General features: G+C 51.4%; 13 protein-coding genes. 7 read left to right on the top strand and 6 right to left on the bottom strand.

All coding sequences use genetic code 11. The features are described from left to right. Positions 1–464 precede the first annotated feature (464 nt). Both pntA and pntB read left to right on the top strand, forming a co-directional pair. Positions 465–1,994, top strand: coding sequence for a Re/Si-specific NAD(P)(+) transhydrogenase subunit alpha (pntA, locus tag CKQ54_RS14755; RefSeq protein WP_120162577.1), 1,530 nt, complete (start codon positions 465–467; stop codon positions 1,992–1,994). A gap of 9 nt (positions 1,995–2,003) precedes the next feature. Next, positions 2,004–3,395 carry a Re/Si-specific NAD(P)(+) transhydrogenase subunit beta gene (gene pntB / locus CKQ54_RS14750; RefSeq protein WP_120162534.1) on the top strand — a complete coding sequence of 464 codons (1,392 nt, stop codon included), beginning with the start codon at positions 2,004–2,006 and terminating at the stop codon, positions 3,393–3,395. A gap of 91 nt (positions 3,396–3,486) precedes the next feature. Here pntB and uspE read toward each other — a convergent pair whose 3' ends face one another. Next, positions 3,487–4,446, bottom strand: a complete 960-nt coding sequence (uspE, locus tag CKQ54_RS14745) for a universal stress protein UspE (RefSeq protein ID WP_120162535.1) — start codon at positions 4,444–4,446, stop codon at positions 3,487–3,489. 155 nt (positions 4,447–4,601) lie between these two features. Then, positions 4,602–5,357, bottom strand: coding sequence for an FNR family transcription factor (locus tag CKQ54_RS14740; protein ID WP_013575564.1), 756 nt, complete (start codon positions 5,355–5,357; stop codon positions 4,602–4,604). A gap of 431 nt (positions 5,358–5,788) precedes the next feature. Between CKQ54_RS14740 and CKQ54_RS14735 the strand changes: the two genes are divergently transcribed. Continuing rightward, positions 5,789–6,814: a TerC/Alx family metal homeostasis membrane protein gene (locus CKQ54_RS14735; RefSeq protein ID WP_120162536.1), complete on the top strand. Its 1,026-nt coding sequence runs from the start codon at positions 5,789–5,791 to the stop codon at positions 6,812–6,814. Between the two features lie 78 nt (positions 6,815–6,892). Here CKQ54_RS14735 and CKQ54_RS14730 read toward each other — a convergent pair whose 3' ends face one another. Together CKQ54_RS14730 and CKQ54_RS14725 are read right to left on the bottom strand one after the other, a co-directional pair. Beyond that, positions 6,893–8,113, bottom strand: a complete 1,221-nt coding sequence (locus CKQ54_RS14730; protein WP_112288685.1) for a glycosyltransferase family protein — start codon at positions 8,111–8,113, stop codon at positions 6,893–6,895. Between the two features lie 120 nt (positions 8,114–8,233). Further along, positions 8,234–9,049: a mannosyl-3-phosphoglycerate phosphatase-related protein gene (locus CKQ54_RS14725; protein ID WP_120162537.1), complete on the bottom strand. Its 816-nt coding sequence runs from the start codon at positions 9,047–9,049 to the stop codon at positions 8,234–8,236. A 213-nt stretch (positions 9,050–9,262) separates the two neighbouring features. Between CKQ54_RS14725 and smrA the strand changes: the two genes are divergently transcribed. Beyond that, positions 9,263–9,829, top strand: coding sequence for a DNA endonuclease SmrA (smrA, locus tag CKQ54_RS14720; RefSeq protein ID WP_120162538.1), 567 nt, complete (start codon positions 9,263–9,265; stop codon positions 9,827–9,829). A 112-nt stretch (positions 9,830–9,941) separates the two neighbouring features. Then, entirely contained in the window at positions 9,942–10,991 is a 1,050-nt protein-coding gene (gene apbE, locus CKQ54_RS14715) for an FAD:protein FMN transferase ApbE (RefSeq protein ID WP_120162539.1), read from the top strand. 22 nt (positions 10,992–11,013) lie between these two features. Here apbE and CKQ54_RS14710 read toward each other — a convergent pair whose 3' ends face one another. Next, complete coding sequence (locus CKQ54_RS14710; RefSeq protein WP_167459639.1) at positions 11,014–11,916, bottom strand: LysR substrate-binding domain-containing protein; 903 nt, start codon at positions 11,914–11,916, stop codon at positions 11,014–11,016. A 124-nt stretch (positions 11,917–12,040) separates the two neighbouring features. Here CKQ54_RS14710 and CKQ54_RS14705 point away from each other — a divergent pair, with 124 nt between their 5' ends. Beyond that, positions 12,041–12,655, top strand: a complete 615-nt coding sequence (locus CKQ54_RS14705; protein WP_120162541.1) for an FMN-dependent NADH-azoreductase — start codon at positions 12,041–12,043, stop codon at positions 12,653–12,655. Between the two features lie 17 nt (positions 12,656–12,672). On the opposite strand, the gene glgX is transcribed toward CKQ54_RS14705, so the two are convergent. Continuing rightward, a complete protein-coding gene (gene glgX, locus CKQ54_RS14700) occupies positions 12,673–14,955 on the bottom strand; it encodes a glycogen debranching protein GlgX (protein ID WP_120162542.1) in 2,283 nt (760 codons plus the stop codon). A 214-nt stretch (positions 14,956–15,169) separates the two neighbouring features. Here glgX and CKQ54_RS14695 point away from each other — a divergent pair, with 214 nt between their 5' ends. Further along, positions 15,170–16,114, top strand: coding sequence for a 2-hydroxyacid dehydrogenase (locus CKQ54_RS14695; RefSeq protein WP_120162543.1), 945 nt, complete (start codon positions 15,170–15,172; stop codon positions 16,112–16,114). The last annotated feature ends 19 nt before the right edge of the window (positions 16,115–16,133 follow it).

Here is a 16,133-nt window from a genome sequence, read left to right as displayed (position 1 = left end):
TTATTGCATGTAACAATGCCGAGTGTCTCAGCAATTTATGGCAATAATGCGTGCGCCACCGGCGATAACAGCGACTTTTTTTACCAGGTATAACTTATATAAGTTTGTTGAATAATCCAAGTAGTGAAATAAATGTTAATTATTCACTATTTTCTAACTTTTATGCCCGTTCTGAGCGGGTTAAGGTAGAGAAACCCCCAGTGATAGATCGGGTTTAAAGCAGGTTATCAGGTAGATTAAAGGCCTGTTTACTCAGGTTTGCAGCAGGTTTGCGGCCCATATCAATTTTTTCATTATTAATTGTCTGACTATCGCTGTGATACGTAGATTATTGATTAGATATTCAGTAGGTTATAAGCGGCCTGAAAAAATACAAACCGGGGTTTACTGTTAACCGGCAGGCGTGAAGTTGAATTGTTATGACGATGACACAAATCATCAATGAAAAGGGTGAAGGGAATACTATGCGTATTGGTGTACCAAGAGAGCGGTTGACCAATGAAGCCCGGGTTGCAGCCACGCCGAAGACGGTGGAACAGTTGCTTAAACTCGGCTTTACGGTCGCTATCGAACAGGGAGCCGGTAAATTAGCCAGCTTTGACGATGCAGCTTATGAACTGGCGGGTGCATCTGTCGTCAGCGGCGATGATGTATGGCAATCAGATATCGTGCTGAAGGTGAATGCGCCTGAAAACGATGAAATCGATAAATTACAAGCAGGCACCACGCTGGTCAGTTTCATCTGGCCTGCGCAAAACCCTGAGTTGATTCAAAAACTGGCTGACCGTCAGGTGACGGCAATGGCAATGGATTCTGTGCCTCGTATTTCCCGCGCACAATCTCTTGATGCCCTGAGCTCAATGGCTAACATCGCGGGTTATCGCGCGATTGTGGAAGCCGCCCATGAATTTGGTCGTTTCTTTACCGGGCAGATCACTGCTGCGGGTAAAGTGCCGCCGGCGAAAGTCATGATCATCGGTGCCGGTGTGGCTGGCCTGGCTGCCATTGGCGCAGCAGGAAGCCTCGGCGCTATCGTCCGTGCTTTTGATACCCGTCCTGAAGTGAAGGAACAGGTAAAAAGTATGGGTGCGGAGTTCCTGGAACTGGACTTCGAAGAAGAGGCGGGCAGCGGTGACGGCTACGCGAAAGTGATGTCAGAAGCTTTCATTAAAGCGGAAATGGCGCTGTTCGCCGCCCAGGCCGAAGAAGTAGACATCATTGTGACCACCGCGCTTATCCCAGGACGTCCTGCACCGAAGCTCATCACCAAAGAAATGGTCGCTTCGATGAAACCGGGCAGTGTGATTGTCGATCTGGCAGCACAAACGGGCGGTAACTGTGAACTGACGGTCGCTGACCAGATTACCACCACAGAAAACGGCGTGAAGATTATCGGCTATACCGATTTGCCAAGCCGCCTGCCGACGCAGTCCTCCCAGCTTTACGGCACCAATCTGGTTAATCTGCTGAAATTACTGTGCAAAGAGAAAAACGGTGAAATCAAAATCGATTTTGAAGATACCGTTGTGCGCGGTGTGACCGTGGTGAAAGCGGGTGAAGTAACCTGGCCGGCACCGCCGATTCAGGTTTCTGCTCAGCCGCAGGCTGCGAAAGCCGCTGAGCCGGTAGCAAAAGCTGAAGTTAAGCCCGCATCTCCGTGGACCAAATTTATCATCATGGCCGTTGCCATTGTGCTGTTTGGCTGGCTGGCGAATGTGGCGCCGAAAGAGTTCCTCTCTCACTTTACGGTGTTTGCGCTGTCCTGTGTGGTCGGTTACTACGTGGTGTGGAATGTCAGCCATGCGCTGCATACCCCGCTGATGTCGGTAACTAACGCCATTTCGGGGATTATTGTGGTCGGTGCCGTACTGCAAATCGGTCATGGCGGATGGGTCAGCTTCCTGTCCTTTATTGCCGTGCTGATTGCGAGTATCAATATTTTCGGCGGATTCACCGTCACTCAGCGCATGCTGAAGATGTTTCGTAAGAACTAAGGGGAATATATGTCTGGGGGTTTAGTTACAGCAGCATATATTGTTGCCGCTATTCTGTTTATTTGCAGCCTTGCCGGGCTGTCAAAACATGAAACATCCAAACAGGGTAACATCTTCGGCGTCACCGGGATGGCCATCGCGTTAATCGCGACCATTCTTGGGCCTGACTCCGGTAACGTTGGCTGGATCATCGTCGCCATGGTGATAGGCGGTGCGATTGGTGTTTATCTGGCACGTAAAGTCGAAATGACCGAAATGCCGGAACTGGTCGCCATTCTGCACAGCTTCGTGGGTCTGGCTGCGGTTCTGGTGGGCTTTAACAGCTATCTGGATCACGGTGCGGTGCCGATGGAAGGCGTGATGGAAAACATCCATCTGACCGAAGTATTCCTCGGTATCTTCATCGGTGCTGTGACCTTTACCGGTTCGATTGTGGCGTTTGGTAAACTTCGCGGGATTATCTCTTCCAAACCGCTGGCTTTGCCGCATCGTCATAAACTGAATCTGGCTGCGCTGGTTGTTTCTTTCCTGCTGATGGTGATGTTTGTTCGCACTGATAGCGTCGGTCTGCAGGTTGTTGCATTGCTGATCATGACCATCATCGCTCTGGCGTTCGGCTGGCACCTGGTGTCTTCCATCGGTGGTGCGGATATGCCGGTTGTAGTGTCCATGCTGAACTCGTATTCAGGTTGGGCAGCGGCAGCAGCGGGCTTTATGCTCAGCAACGACCTGCTGATCGTCACCGGTGCGCTGGTGGGTTCTTCAGGTGCAATTCTGTCTTACATCATGTGTAAAGCGATGAACCGTTCGTTTATCAGCGTGATCGCCGGTGGTTTCGGTACTGATGGCTCTTCTACGGGCGACGCTGAAGAGATGGGTGAGTATCACGAAGCAAGCGCGGAAGATGTGGCTGAGCTGCTGAAAAACGCCAGCTCAGTGATCATCACCCCGGGCTACGGCATGGCGGTGGCTCAGGCACAGTATCCGGTGCATGACATTACCGCCAAACTGCGCGCTAAAGGCATCAAGGTGCGTTTCGGTATTCACCCTGTTGCAGGGCGTTTGCCGGGCCATATGAACGTGCTGCTGGCTGAGGCGAAAGTGCCTTATGACATCGTGCTGGAAATGGACGAAATTAACGACGATTTCAGCGATACCGATGTTGTGCTGGTTATCGGTGCAAATGACACCGTGAACCCGGCGGCACAGGAAGATCCACGCAGTCCAATTGCCGGTATGCCGGTGCTGGAAGTGTGGAAAGCGCAGAACGTGATCGTCTTCAAACGTTCAATGAATACCGGTTATGCCGGTGTGCAGAACCCGCTGTTCTTCAAAGAAAACACTCAGATGCTGTTTGGCGATGCCAAAGAAAGCGTTGAGAAAATCCTGCGTGCTCTGTAATTCCTGAGGCACAATGAAAAAGGCCAGTCAGTTGACTGGCCTTTCTTTTGTGCGCGATTCAGCGATTATTCTCAGACAGTATTCTCACTGATTACTCGTCGTCATCTTCTTCATCGTCATCGAATGTTAACGGACATTCGAAATCATCCGGTTTGATGGCCAGCAAATCGCATTTCAGATGGTCGATCACCTGTTCCGTGGTGTTGCCTAAAAACGCCGCAGAAAGACCGGTACGGCCAATCGCACCGAGAACAACCACACCTGCCTGCAAATGCTCTGCAAGGTCAGGAATGACTTCTTCCGGTAAGCCTTTTTCCACGTGTGTGAATTTTTCGTCAAGCTGGAATTTCTGTCGCAATGCTTTCATCGCAATCAGATGCTGACCGCGGATAGCATCGTTATAGACGCTTGGGTCAAAGTCAGGCAGTTCGATGGCAATATTAATTGGCGTGACCGGATACGCGCCGACCAGATGGACTTCCGTCTGATTAACGTGTGAAGCCAGTTCGATGGTTTCTTTCACCAGTTTAATATTAAGCGGGTCGTGATAGGGTTCTTCACTGGAAAGGTTAACGGCGACAACGGCTTTACCGCTTTCAGGCCACGGCTGGTCTTTGACCATCCAGACCGGGCAAGGGCACTTGCGCAGTAAATTCCAGTCCGTAGGCGTGAAAATGACAGATTCAAGACGGTCATGCTGGTGGGCCATTTTCAACAGCAAATCATGATTACCGGCAATCACTTCCTGAATAATGGCTTCGAAAGGTTTGTTGTGCCAGACCACTTTCACGTCGATCGGAATACCCGCTTCGACATAGTAGCGACACTGTTCTTTAATCCATTCTTCCCGTTCACTGATTACGCTTTGCCGCATACCGATTCGCTCATCTGGCGAAAGCATGGTGGTCATTTCATAGGAGAAATCATAAATCGACAAAAAGGCTTTGATGCTGCCGCCGTTACGTTGCACCAGATAAACGGCACGACGAAGCGCGGGTTGGTCATCCTGATTGGGGTCGATAGCAACGAGTAAATTCTGATACTTAGCCATGGGGACTCCTTAACACCTGTAAGAGAACGGCGGTCAGTGTATTAAGTACAGAGTAAACCAAGATTAAGCAATCGGATAGCGGAGAAATTGAGTCGGATCAACAAATTATTCATTGATGATCCGACGCAATAATTGTCAGGCGGGAGCCTGGCAGATCAGGCAGAGACCGGCGCGGACTGACCGGCTAACTGAGAAAGCATTTCATGATTCTCAATCGTGATGTATTTACCTTTAACACTCAGCATTTCTGATTTCTGGAAACGGCCGAGCAGGCGGCTGATGGTTTCTACAGTCAGACCGAGGTAGTTACCGATATCGCCACGCGTCATCGTCAGGCGGAATTCGCGCTGAGAGAAACCACGCTGAGCGAAGCGGCGGGAGAGGTTATAGATAAATGCCGCCAGACGTTCTTCGGCATTTTTCTTCGAAAGCAACAGGATCATATCCTGGTCACCTTTAATCTCACCGCTCATCAGACGCATCATTTGCTGACGCAGATTCGGCATTTTACCGGACAAATCGTCCAGGGTTTCGAAAGGAATTTCGCAAACCATTGAGGTTTCCAGCGCCTGAGCAAAGCTCGGATGCTGCAAGCCACCGATAGCATCGAAGCCGACTAAATCGCCTGCCAGATGGAAACCGGTAATTTGCTCGTCACCTTGCTCGGTAATGGTGTAGCTTTTGATAGTCCCGGAACGAATGGCATACAGGGATTTCAATTCATCACCGGCTTTAAACAATGCCTGACCTTTTTGGATCGGCTTTTTCCTTTCGATAATGTTATCGAGCTGATCAAGTTCATGCTCATTAAGCGTGAAAGGAATACAAAGCTGGCTAATGCTACAGTCCTGACAATGGATCGCACAGCCACCAGATTGGATACGTCGAATAATACGCTTTTCCGGGATCATAAGAGTCACTCTGGCAATATTGATATGGGTCAATTTTAACATCTTTTACGCCGAGTGATAAGTAGCTTAAAGGAGCGAAAAGAGCGAAATGTTAAAAAACCCCGATTTTAAAAGGTTTTTTTTAAATAAAAAATTGATCTTCACATGCAATTAAGCCGAACTGAGAATCAATGAGCTTTAAATCAGGATCAATTTATTGATGGGGGGAATATTTAGTGCGGAGAAAATAAAGGATTTAAATCAATTTATAGCAGGCTAAGAATGAATTTTTTCGCCCGTTTTGCTTTATTTTAGCCCTGATGAATCCTGAAATATGCGGCAGAGGATTATGGCATAAACACTGAAGCGGATCGACTTTGATACCCATTCTCCTCACAACCGCTTACAATGCTCCCTTCGTTTAGCATTCGTTTACTTTTAGGAAAGGTGTCATGCAGTCCGATTCCCTGGGTTTTCCGCTGGAAACAACCATTGTTTTTGTCGTCGTGGCGGTCGCCGCGTTGTTAACTGACATCTTTGCGCACCGCAGTCACAAGCCGATTGGCCTGAAAAGTGCCTCTTTATGGACACTGTTCTGGATTGCCGTTTCCCTGAGTTTTGCCGCGTTTTTATATGTCCATCATGGCAAAGAAGTCGCGAGTCTTTTCCTCACCGGGTATGCGCTGGAGCAGGTGCTTTCCATCGATAACCTGTTTGTGATTATGGCGATTTTCGCCTGGTTCAAAGTGCCTGACGGTTATCGTCACCGGATTTTGTACTGGGGCGTGATTGGCGCAATCGTGTTCCGCGGGATTTTCGTGGTGATCGGCACCAGTTTGCTGGCGCTCGGACCCTGGGTCGAAATGGTGTTTGCCGTGGTGATCCTCTGGACAGCGATCCTGATGATGCGTGCGGGAAATGATGACGAAGATAATGATGATTACTCAGATCATATCGCCAACCGGCTGGTTCGCCGTTTCTTCCCGGTGTTTCCAAAACTGGTCGGCCCGCATTTTCTGGTCAGCAGTGAACAGGTCGAAGCTGAGCTGGCAAAGCCTGAAAATCAGGGCTTCAGTTTTACGGTGAAAAAGGGCGTGCGTTACGCGACGCCGTTGCTGTTGTGTATTGCCGTGGTTGAGATTTCTGACCTGATGTTTGCGTTCGACAGCGTGCCTGCGGTTATCGCCGTCAGCCGCGAACCGCTGATTGTTTATTCCGCCATGATGTTTGCCGTACTCGGTTTGCGTACGATGTATTTCGTGCTCGAGGCATTGCGCAAATATCTGGTGCATCTTGAGAAATCAGTGATTTTCCTGCTGTTCTTTGTGGCGGCGAAACTGGCACTGAATTCCAGTAACCATCTGTGGCATCACGGGGTTGAAATCAGCGCCTTAGCCAGCCTCTACGTGGTGCTGGGTGTTCTTGCGCTGGGCATTATTGCCAGCTTGTTGTTTCCCGCAAAAAAAGAAGCCGCATAGCGTGAGCTGACGTTAAGGTATAAAAAAACGCTGCGGATGCAGCGTTTTTGCTTTGTGCGGAGAGAGAAATTACCGGCGCTACACATCACCTTCGTTATCTTTTTCCACCGCTTCGTGAATGCGATCCAGCATATCCGGGAAGGCAGACTGTACGCGGCTCCAGCTCGGGATAAAGGGTTTTTCGCTTGGCGTATCCACAAATGCCTGACCGGCTTCCATAATCGCGCCTGAAAACAGTTCTACAGCAGATTCTTCGCTGTGACGGTCAAACGATAATCCGTTCATTTTTGCGTCATTCTCAAACCCGTCAATCATATCCAGCGCATTGCGATAGTAGGTGGCTTTGAGGATACGGAAAGATTCGCTGGTGATATTCACACCAAGGATCGCCATCTTGCGGTAAAGCGCCTTGGTGATATCGATACTCATGCGTTGCAGCCCGTTAGTCGCATCATCTTCGGACATCGGCTGGTGCTTATGATCGTAGGTATCGGCGATATCGACCTGACAAATACGCTTGGTCGCCGTATTTCGATGAAGTTCTGAAAGAACGCCAATCTCCAGACCCCAGTCGCTCGGGATACGCAGGTCATTCAGAATGTCCGTGCGCATCGCAAATTCGCCGGAAAGCGGATAGCGGAAGGTACGCAGGTATTCCAGAAAGTCAGAGTGGCCGTAAACAATTTGCAGCGATTTCAGCAGCGGGAAGACCAGAAGACGTCCCACGCGGCCATTGAATTTTCCGTCGGCGACGCGCGCGTAATACCCTTTACAGAAATCGTAATGGAAGTTGGGATTCGCCACCGGATACATCAGACGGGCCAGCATATCGCGGCTGTAAGTGACAATGTCACAATCATGCAGTCCGACCACCGACGTGCGCCGCGATGCCAGCGTATAACCGGCACAGAACCACACGTTGCGGCCTTTGCCCGGCTCATTCGGTGAAAGATTTTCTTTTTTCAGCTCTTCATCCAGCGCTTTGAGGCGCGGGCCATCATTCCATAAAATTCGGTGGCGCTGCGGAAGGCGGGAGAAAAATTCACGCGCAAATAAAAACTGATCGCGATCAGCGCGATCTAACCCAATAACAATCTCCTCCAGATACGGGACTTTGGTCAGCTCATCCACAATGCGGGTCAGTGCCGGACCTTCAAGTTCTGAAAAAAGTGACGGTAATATTAATCCCATTGAACGGCGGCCTGAAAAAACCTGCAAATCGTATTCCAGTTCTTCGACTTTGCGGTTAGTCAGATTATGAAAATTGGTAATGACTCCATCCTGATAAAAATCGCTCATACGGTATTCTCCAATTTTAGAATTGATAAAATTATTGGAAGTCTTCTCTGTAAATACAGAACGATAAACAATGTGAAAACAATTTATTAATAAAGGCCATTACCTCTTCAAATTTGCCCTTTAAAGAAGGGGGATAAAATGACTCAGCCCCTGACTCCAGCCATGAGGGCCAAATTCACTGGTACGAAAAACTCCTAAGATATCGTCACGATGCAGCGGCATTTCATGGTCATGATGACCTTTAACCACCACCGCGTAATTCACCACCTCCAGCATGGATAAATCATTCGGGCCATCGCCAAGACCGATGCTGATAACTGCTTGCCCGCGTTTTTGCTGATAGCGATCAGACAACCACTGCACAGCCTGACCTTTACCTGCGCCAGCTGCCATGACATGCCAGAACCGTCCGCCACGGGTGAGTGCCAGACCTTCGCGGGCCAGGCATTTTTTCAGATGCGCAAAATCCAGATCATTCCCAAACCAGACCAGCGGTTCGGACGCCACGCGCTGCATGGCGAGCTCTGCTTCCTGCTCCGATAAACCCGTCCAGACGGCGACTTGTTTTGGCGTGACATCACCAAAACCGCGAAACTCAAAATCGTAACGCTGACGCAATTCGACCAGCGTCTGGCGGATTTCGCTGTAACCCGCGCCGTTGATATAAAACGGGACTTCATCCGCGGTTCGCCAGTCCGGCGGCAGATGGATCATCGCGCCATTTTCAGCGATAAAAGGCTGGTGCGTCAGGTGCAAAGCTGACTGCAATGTCGCGACTTCAGCAGACGTTTTACTGGTCGTCAGAATAAGCGGAATTTTTGCCGCCGAAAGTTTATCCAGCCAGGGTTGGGCCGGTTGCCAGCTGTAATCATGATGATCGAGCAGGGAGCCATCAAGGTCAGTAAAAATAATCAAGGGATCGTCAAGGTAAGGCATCTTTTCTCCTCAATTCAGCCGGTAACAGACGCAAATCTTTAACGATTTAGTTCTGTCCCAGCAGCTAAGTATAGATAGAAAAATGAGTTTTATTGACCGCGCCGCCATTTCAGGATTTTTTACCGCCGCAGGCTCGTTTGCTGACAGCTTTACCCGCAGGAGGTTTACAGAGATAATTTGCAGCAGTCCCACCGCTGAGAAAGAGGTAAGCAGATGAGCGAAGATGATGATTTATTCAGTCAGGAAATGGCCGGAGTTCAGCCACTGGCGTCGGATAAACGGGTGGTCTACCTCAAAAACTCAACCACCGGACAGAAGGTCAGCAGCGAAGAGGTAACGGAAAAACGTGAAAATCCGCTGACCACTGGCTTTCTGAATATCCAGCCGTGCGACGAACCGCTCGGGTATAAGCATGACGGTGTTCAGCAGGGCGTTCTCGACAAACTTCGTCAGGGAAAATATCCGCTGGAAGCCAGCCTGAATCTGCTGCGCAAACCCGTTGAACAGTGTCGTCAGGAGCTATTTACGTTCTTCTGCCAGGCACAGGCCGAAAATCTGCGTACTTTGCTGATCATCCACGGTCGTGGCCGTGATGATGAAAGTCATGCCAACATTGTGCGCAGTTATCTCGCCAAATGGCTGAAACAGCTTGATGATGTTCAGGCGTTCTGTGTGGCCATCCAAAAAGATGGCGGTGCCGGTGCCTGTTATGTTGTGCTGAAAAAATCCGCGCAGGCGAAACAGGAAAACTGGGAACGCCACGCCAAACGCAGCCGCTGATACTCGCGGATCCGGCCAGGTCAACGTTTGTTGCCGCGTGGTTTAAGCGCTATCCCTTACTGTCCTGACACTTTTCCATGCCCGGTAACGGGCACTTAATTGAGTTATTTGCATGTTCCTGAAACCGATTTATTTGCGCTGCGCGCTGTTGCTTTGCGGCGTCACTCTTTTATCTGCCTGTGACCGCAAAGCGGCTGAACAGGGCGAGACGATGGTGATTGAAGGTAAGACCATGGGGACGTTTTACCGCGTCAGTCTGGCGGGGGTGGATAAAAGTCGTGAAGCCGCGCTGCGCGAACAAATCGAGGCGCAGCTTAAAGAAGATGATCACCAGCTTTCGACTTACAAAGAAGACTCGGTGCTTTCGCGCTTTAATCAGTATCAGGGCAGCGTGCCGCAACCCATCAGCGCAGGCATGGCCGATGCGATTGTTACGTCTATGCGCATCGGAATGCTGACCGGCGGCGCGATGGATATCACCGTTGGCCCGCTGGTCAATCTTTGGGGCTTCGGACCGGACAAACAACCGGTCAAAACGCCGACGCCGGATCAGATTGCCGCCGCACGTAAACTGACCGGATTACAGCATCTGAAAGTGATCCAGCAAAGCGACGGACAGTATCTGCAAAAAGATTTGCCGGGGATGTACGTGGATCTCTCAACGGTCGGCGAGGGTTACGCCACGGATCATCTGGCGCGTCTGATTGAAGGCAATGGCATCAGTAATTATCTGGTGTCTGTGGGCGGTGCGGTGGTGTCCCGCGGACATAATGCAAAGGGCAATCCGTGGCAGGTGGCGATTCAGAAACCAACGGATAAAGAAACGGCCGTGCAGGCGATTGTCGATTTGCAGGGCATGGGTATCAGCACGTCCGGCAGCTATCGCAATTATTACGAACTGGATGGAAAACGCCTTTCACACATTATTGATCCCGCCACGGGTTCGCCGATCACGCACAAGCTTGTATCCGCAACGGTGATTGCGCCTACCGCGCTGGAAGCCGATGGATGGGATACCGGACTGATGGTGCTGGGCACGCATAAAGCGTTGGCGCTGGCGGAAAAACAGCATCTGGCCGTGTATCTGATCACCAAAGAAGGTGACACGTTCAAAAGTTATATGTCGCCGCAGTTCAAAGCCTATCTGAAAGACCCGGAATAATTCCGCGTACTGAATCCGCGGACTACAGCGCCCCGTGAAGTTTTTCTGAGAGGAAATCCAGAAACACCCTCAGCGCGGGCGACTGGCCTTTATGACTGGCATACAACGCAGAAATGGAAGACGGCTGCGTTTGCCAGTCAGGTAGCAGAGGCATTAATTTGCCTTCGTTCAGACTCTTTTTGCAGGCCATTTCCGGCAACAGCGCGATGCCCATGCCGTCCACTGCCGCCTGACGTAAAACCAGTAAATTATTGCTGATCATGCGGGGGGTTAACGACACCTTTCGCGTGCCTTCCTGCGGATGAGCCAGTTCCCACTGTGATCCGGCCCACGGTGTTTTGCGCACCAGCGTTGGCAGATAACTCAGTTGATCCACAGAAGGCGGCGCAGGTAATGCCGCAACAAACGCCGGACTGGCAACCAGCACATATTTCAGCGTCCCGAGCGGTTTGCGATACAACCCGGAATCTTCCAGAGGTTCGCTGTGCGAATGTATCGTCACATCAAAATTTTCCTCGAGTAGATCCACGCTGCGGTTAATAGCCAGAAGTTCCAGCGTGATAGCCGGATAACGTCTCAGAAACTCGGTCATCAGCGGAGCCACGACCATTTCCGCCATCATTACCGGCGTGCAAACCCGCAACAATCCGCTGGGATTTTGCTGTAAATCGTCAATCACCTGTTGTGCCGTTTGCGCCTGTTGCAGCAGTTTCTGGCATTCGATGGCGTAGCACTCGCCGACACTGGTCACGGAAAAATGGCGGGAAGTGCGTTGCAGCAGCCGGACCCCGAGACGGGTTTCCAGTGCGTCAATCCGGCGGCTGAGCAGGGATTTTGAAACGCCCAGCACCCGCGCCGCGGCGGTGAATCCCTGATGCTGGACGACGGCGGCAAACAGCGCCATATCATTGAGATTATCGTTCATCTGCCTTCTCATATTCATCGTTGCGAAATGGCAACGATATGTTGCTATATTAGATATTTCACGCCATATCAACAACGATTATCCTGTGTTCATTCCGCAGAACATCTGCCAACAGGATTTAAAAATGAAAATATTACATATCGATTCAAGCCCGTTTATTAACGAGTCCGTTTCCCGTGAACTCTCGGCGATGATTGTCACGGAACTTTGTTCACGCCATCCGGACGCCAGCGTAACCTATCGCGATCTCGGTATTGCGCCACCGCCGCACCTTTCAGCCGGTGCCATGAGCCTGCTACACAACGCGCAGGATGTGACGATCACGCCAGAGTTGCAGGCCGAACTCGACGGGATTTATCAGTCAATCGAAGAACTTATCGCCTGCGACGTACTGGTGATTGGCGCTCCGATGTATAACCACTCCATTCCGAGCAACCTGAAAGCGTGGCTGGATCAGGTCTGTCAGAAAGGCAAAACGTTCCGTTATACCCCGCAGGGTGTGGTCGGGCTGATCCCAGGCAAAACGGCTTTTGTTGCCTCAAGTCGCGGTGGCGTTTACAGCACACCGGAAACACTTCCGCATGATTTTCAGGAGCCGTATCTGGCGTCGATTCTGGAACTGATGGGCGTAGCGGATTGCCATATTATTCGTGCTGAAGGTTTGAGCCGTCAGGCAATTGGACGTGAGAAAGGGCTGGCAGAGGGAAGGGAAACGCTGCTTCAGATCCTCGGTAACTGAAACAGCGCTGCCCGATTTTAGTGTTTCGAGGTACTTATCAGCTCGAAAAGCACCACGGTGCGGGATGTGCAGATATACTCGCGGCCGAATTCGAAATTATGTTCGTTAACGTCATCCGGCTGGAAGGTGTCGAAAATATGCCGCCAGCTTTCGCCGTGTGCAACGGAAGGCAGTGTGAACACCACGTCTTTGTGTGAGGCGTTAAACAACAGCAGGACCGTACTTAACGAACCCTGACGCAGTAAACCGGTCGGTTGCGCGCGACCATCAAGCAGCATCGCAATGCATTTGGCATGCGGATCTTTCCAGGCTGCATCGGTCATTTCCGGCCCCTGTGGCTGGAACCAGCTGACATCTTTCACGCCCAGCTTCTCGTGAACCGCACCGGTGAGAAAGCGCCCGCGATGTAAAATAGGGAAGCGCTTACGCAACGCAATCAGCCGGTAAGTGAACAGCAGTAACGCCTGACCTTTTTCTTCGATATTCCAGTTAATCCACGCAATCTCAGTGTCCTGACAATAGGCATTGTTATTGCCATTCTGCGACCGCGCAAACTCATCACCGGCCAGCAGCATAGGCGTACCCTGTGAAAGCAGCAGCGTCGCCAGCATATTGCGCATCTGCCGCAACCGAAGTTCATTGATCGCCGGATCATCACTCGGGCCTTCCACACCGTAGTTGGCCGAGATGTTGTTATCGCTGCCGTCCTTACCATTCTCGCCGTTGGCTTCGTTGTGTTTGCTGGCATACGAAACCCAGTCATTGAGCGTAAAACCGTCGTGCGCGGTAATAAAATTCACAGAGGCGTAGGGCTTGCGGCCACGGTGATTGAACAAATCTGCTGAGCCGGAAAGTCGGGTGGCGAACTGCGCCAGCTGGCCTTCATCACCTCGCCAGAATTTGCGCACCGTATCGCGGAAACGGTCGTTCCATTCCATCCAGCCCGGCGGGAAGCCGCCCACCTGATAACCGCCGGGACCGCAATCCCAGGGCTCAGCAATCAGTTTGCACTGGCTTAGGATCGGATCCTGACGGCAGGTATCGAGAAAACCGCAACCTTCGTCGAAACCGTAACTTTCACGCCCGAGAATGGTTGCCAGGTCAAAGCGGAAACCATCGACCTGCATTTCTGTCGCCCAGTAACGCAATGAATCGGTAACCATTTGCAGCACACGTGGATGGCTGAGATTGAGGGTGTTTCCGGTGCCGGTATCGTTAATGTAATAACGTTTATTGTCCGGCATCAGGCGGTAATAGCTGGCGTTATCAATGCCTTTAAATGAGAGTGTCGGTCCGAGTTCGTTACCTTCCGCCGTGTGGTTATACACCACATCCAGTATCACCTCGATATTGGCGGCGTGCAGGGTGGCAATCATCTGCTTGAATTCGTTCACGGTGTGCGTCGCCATATATTGCGGATGAGGCGCAAAGAAACTCAGCGTGTTGTAACCCCAGAAATTATGCAGCCCTTTGTCCTGCAAATGCCGGTCATCAGTAAATGCATGAATGGGCATCAGCTCGACTGACGTTACGCCCAGCGAGCGGATGTATTCCACAATGTGCGGGGTACTCATGCCGGAAAATGTTCCGCGCAGATGTTCGGGAACCGCCGGATGGCGCATGGTATAACCGCGAACATGCGTTTCGTAGATCAGCGTTTTTTCCCACGGAATGTGTCTTTTACGCGAGCGTGCCCAGGAGAACGCCGGGTCGATTACACGACACTTGGGCAGAAACTCCGCGCTGTCGCGGTTATCAATGTGCAGGTCTTTTTTCGGGCTCTGCATATCATAGGCGAACAGCGCATCGTCCCATTTCAGCTCACCGACAATCTGTTTAGCATACGGGTCGAGCAGCAGTTTGGCGGGATTAAACCGGTGTCCGTCATGGGGCGCATACGGGCCATGCACGCGATAGGCATAAAGCAGACCGGGGCGGGCATCGGGCAGATAACCATGCCAGACCTCATCGGTATATTCCGGCAGCTCAATCACGTCGTACTGTTCGCCGTCTTCATTGAAAAGACACAGCTCGACTTTGGTGGCATTAGCCGAGAAAAGGGCGAAATTCACACCCAGTCCGTCCCATGTCGCACCCAGCGGTACGGGCAATCCTTCACGTACGCGGGTGGTATGTCCGGAATCGAAACTGCGAACAATTTCGCCGTCACTGTAGGGATGGATAATCCTTACGCCGAGTTCATCCACGGCGATATCAACCTGAGCATGTGAAGGAACTGTGCGAACTTCTTCCTTTGTGGCGGTAGGTTTACTTGTCTTGCTGGACCGGGCCTTTGTCATACTCGACGTCACTCCGTTTCAGGGAAATCTGACAAAAAATTGCCGAAAGAGGGCCATCTGCGCATGCACAGACGACAACAACGAGTGTAGACCGGAGTTTGGAACTTCTCCCGTTAACCGTCGAAAAGCTGTACAAGGCGCCGGGCTTCAATGATAGTGAGAACGAAAAGGCTAGCCCGCTAGTTATTGTCTGACATTCTCCCGAGGAATCCCCATGACCATCGCGTTACTCAGCCATGTCGATCTTGATGCTGGCTATCCTGACCGGTTCGAAGCGGCCGGTTTTACTCTTTATTTTGCGACGACCCCGGAACAACGTGCCTCGCTGGACCCGCAAATAGCGCAGCAGATCCGCGCGGTACTGACTATCGGCAGTATCGGTTTAAGCGCGGCAGAAATGGATAACCTGCCCAATCTGGAAATCATTTGTGCGCAAGGTGTCGGGTATGAACATATTGATGTAGTTGCAGCGAAACAGCGCGGTATTTATGTCACGCATGGTCCGGGAACCAATAATTCTTCCGTGAGCGATCACACGCTGGCGCTGATGCTGGCGATCACCCGTAAAATCCCGCAATTTGATGCGGCGGTGCGTGGCGGAGAATGGAAAAAAGCGCGCTGGAATACGCCGGGAATGGCGGGTAAGCGTTTAGGAATTATCGGCATGGGCAACATCGGCAGTCTTATTGCACGCCGTGCTGCGGGCGGGTTTGATATGGAAATTGCTTATCATAACCGTCGTCCTCTGCAGGACACGCCATACCGTTATTTCCCGGATATCACCGGACTGGCGCAATGGGCCGATTATCTGGTGGTCGCCACGCCGGGTGGCAAAGACACGGTCAGGCTGGTGGATGCGGAGGTGCTTCGCGCGCTGGGGCCGGACGGATTTGTGATTAACATTGCCCGCGGCAGCGTGGTGGACAGCGGGGCGCTGATCGCCAGTCTCCAGAATCGTGAAATTGCCGGCGCTGCGCTGGACGTGGTTGATGGCGAGCCAAAGGTACCTGCACAAATGCTGACACTGGATAACCTGGTCATCACGCCACACGTGGCAGGCCGTTCGCCAGAATCCGTTGAAAACATGATGACGCTGGTATTATCTAATCTCACGGCGCATTTTAGCGACAAACCGGTCATGACCCCGGTGCCGGAATAGCACGTTATCACCGCTCGCC

Source organism: Rahnella variigena, from assembly GCF_003610915.1.
In the GTDB taxonomy this organism is placed as follows: domain Bacteria; phylum Pseudomonadota; class Gammaproteobacteria; order Enterobacterales; family Enterobacteriaceae; genus Rahnella; species Rahnella variigena.
This window is presented reverse-complemented; position numbering and strand designations above follow the sequence as displayed.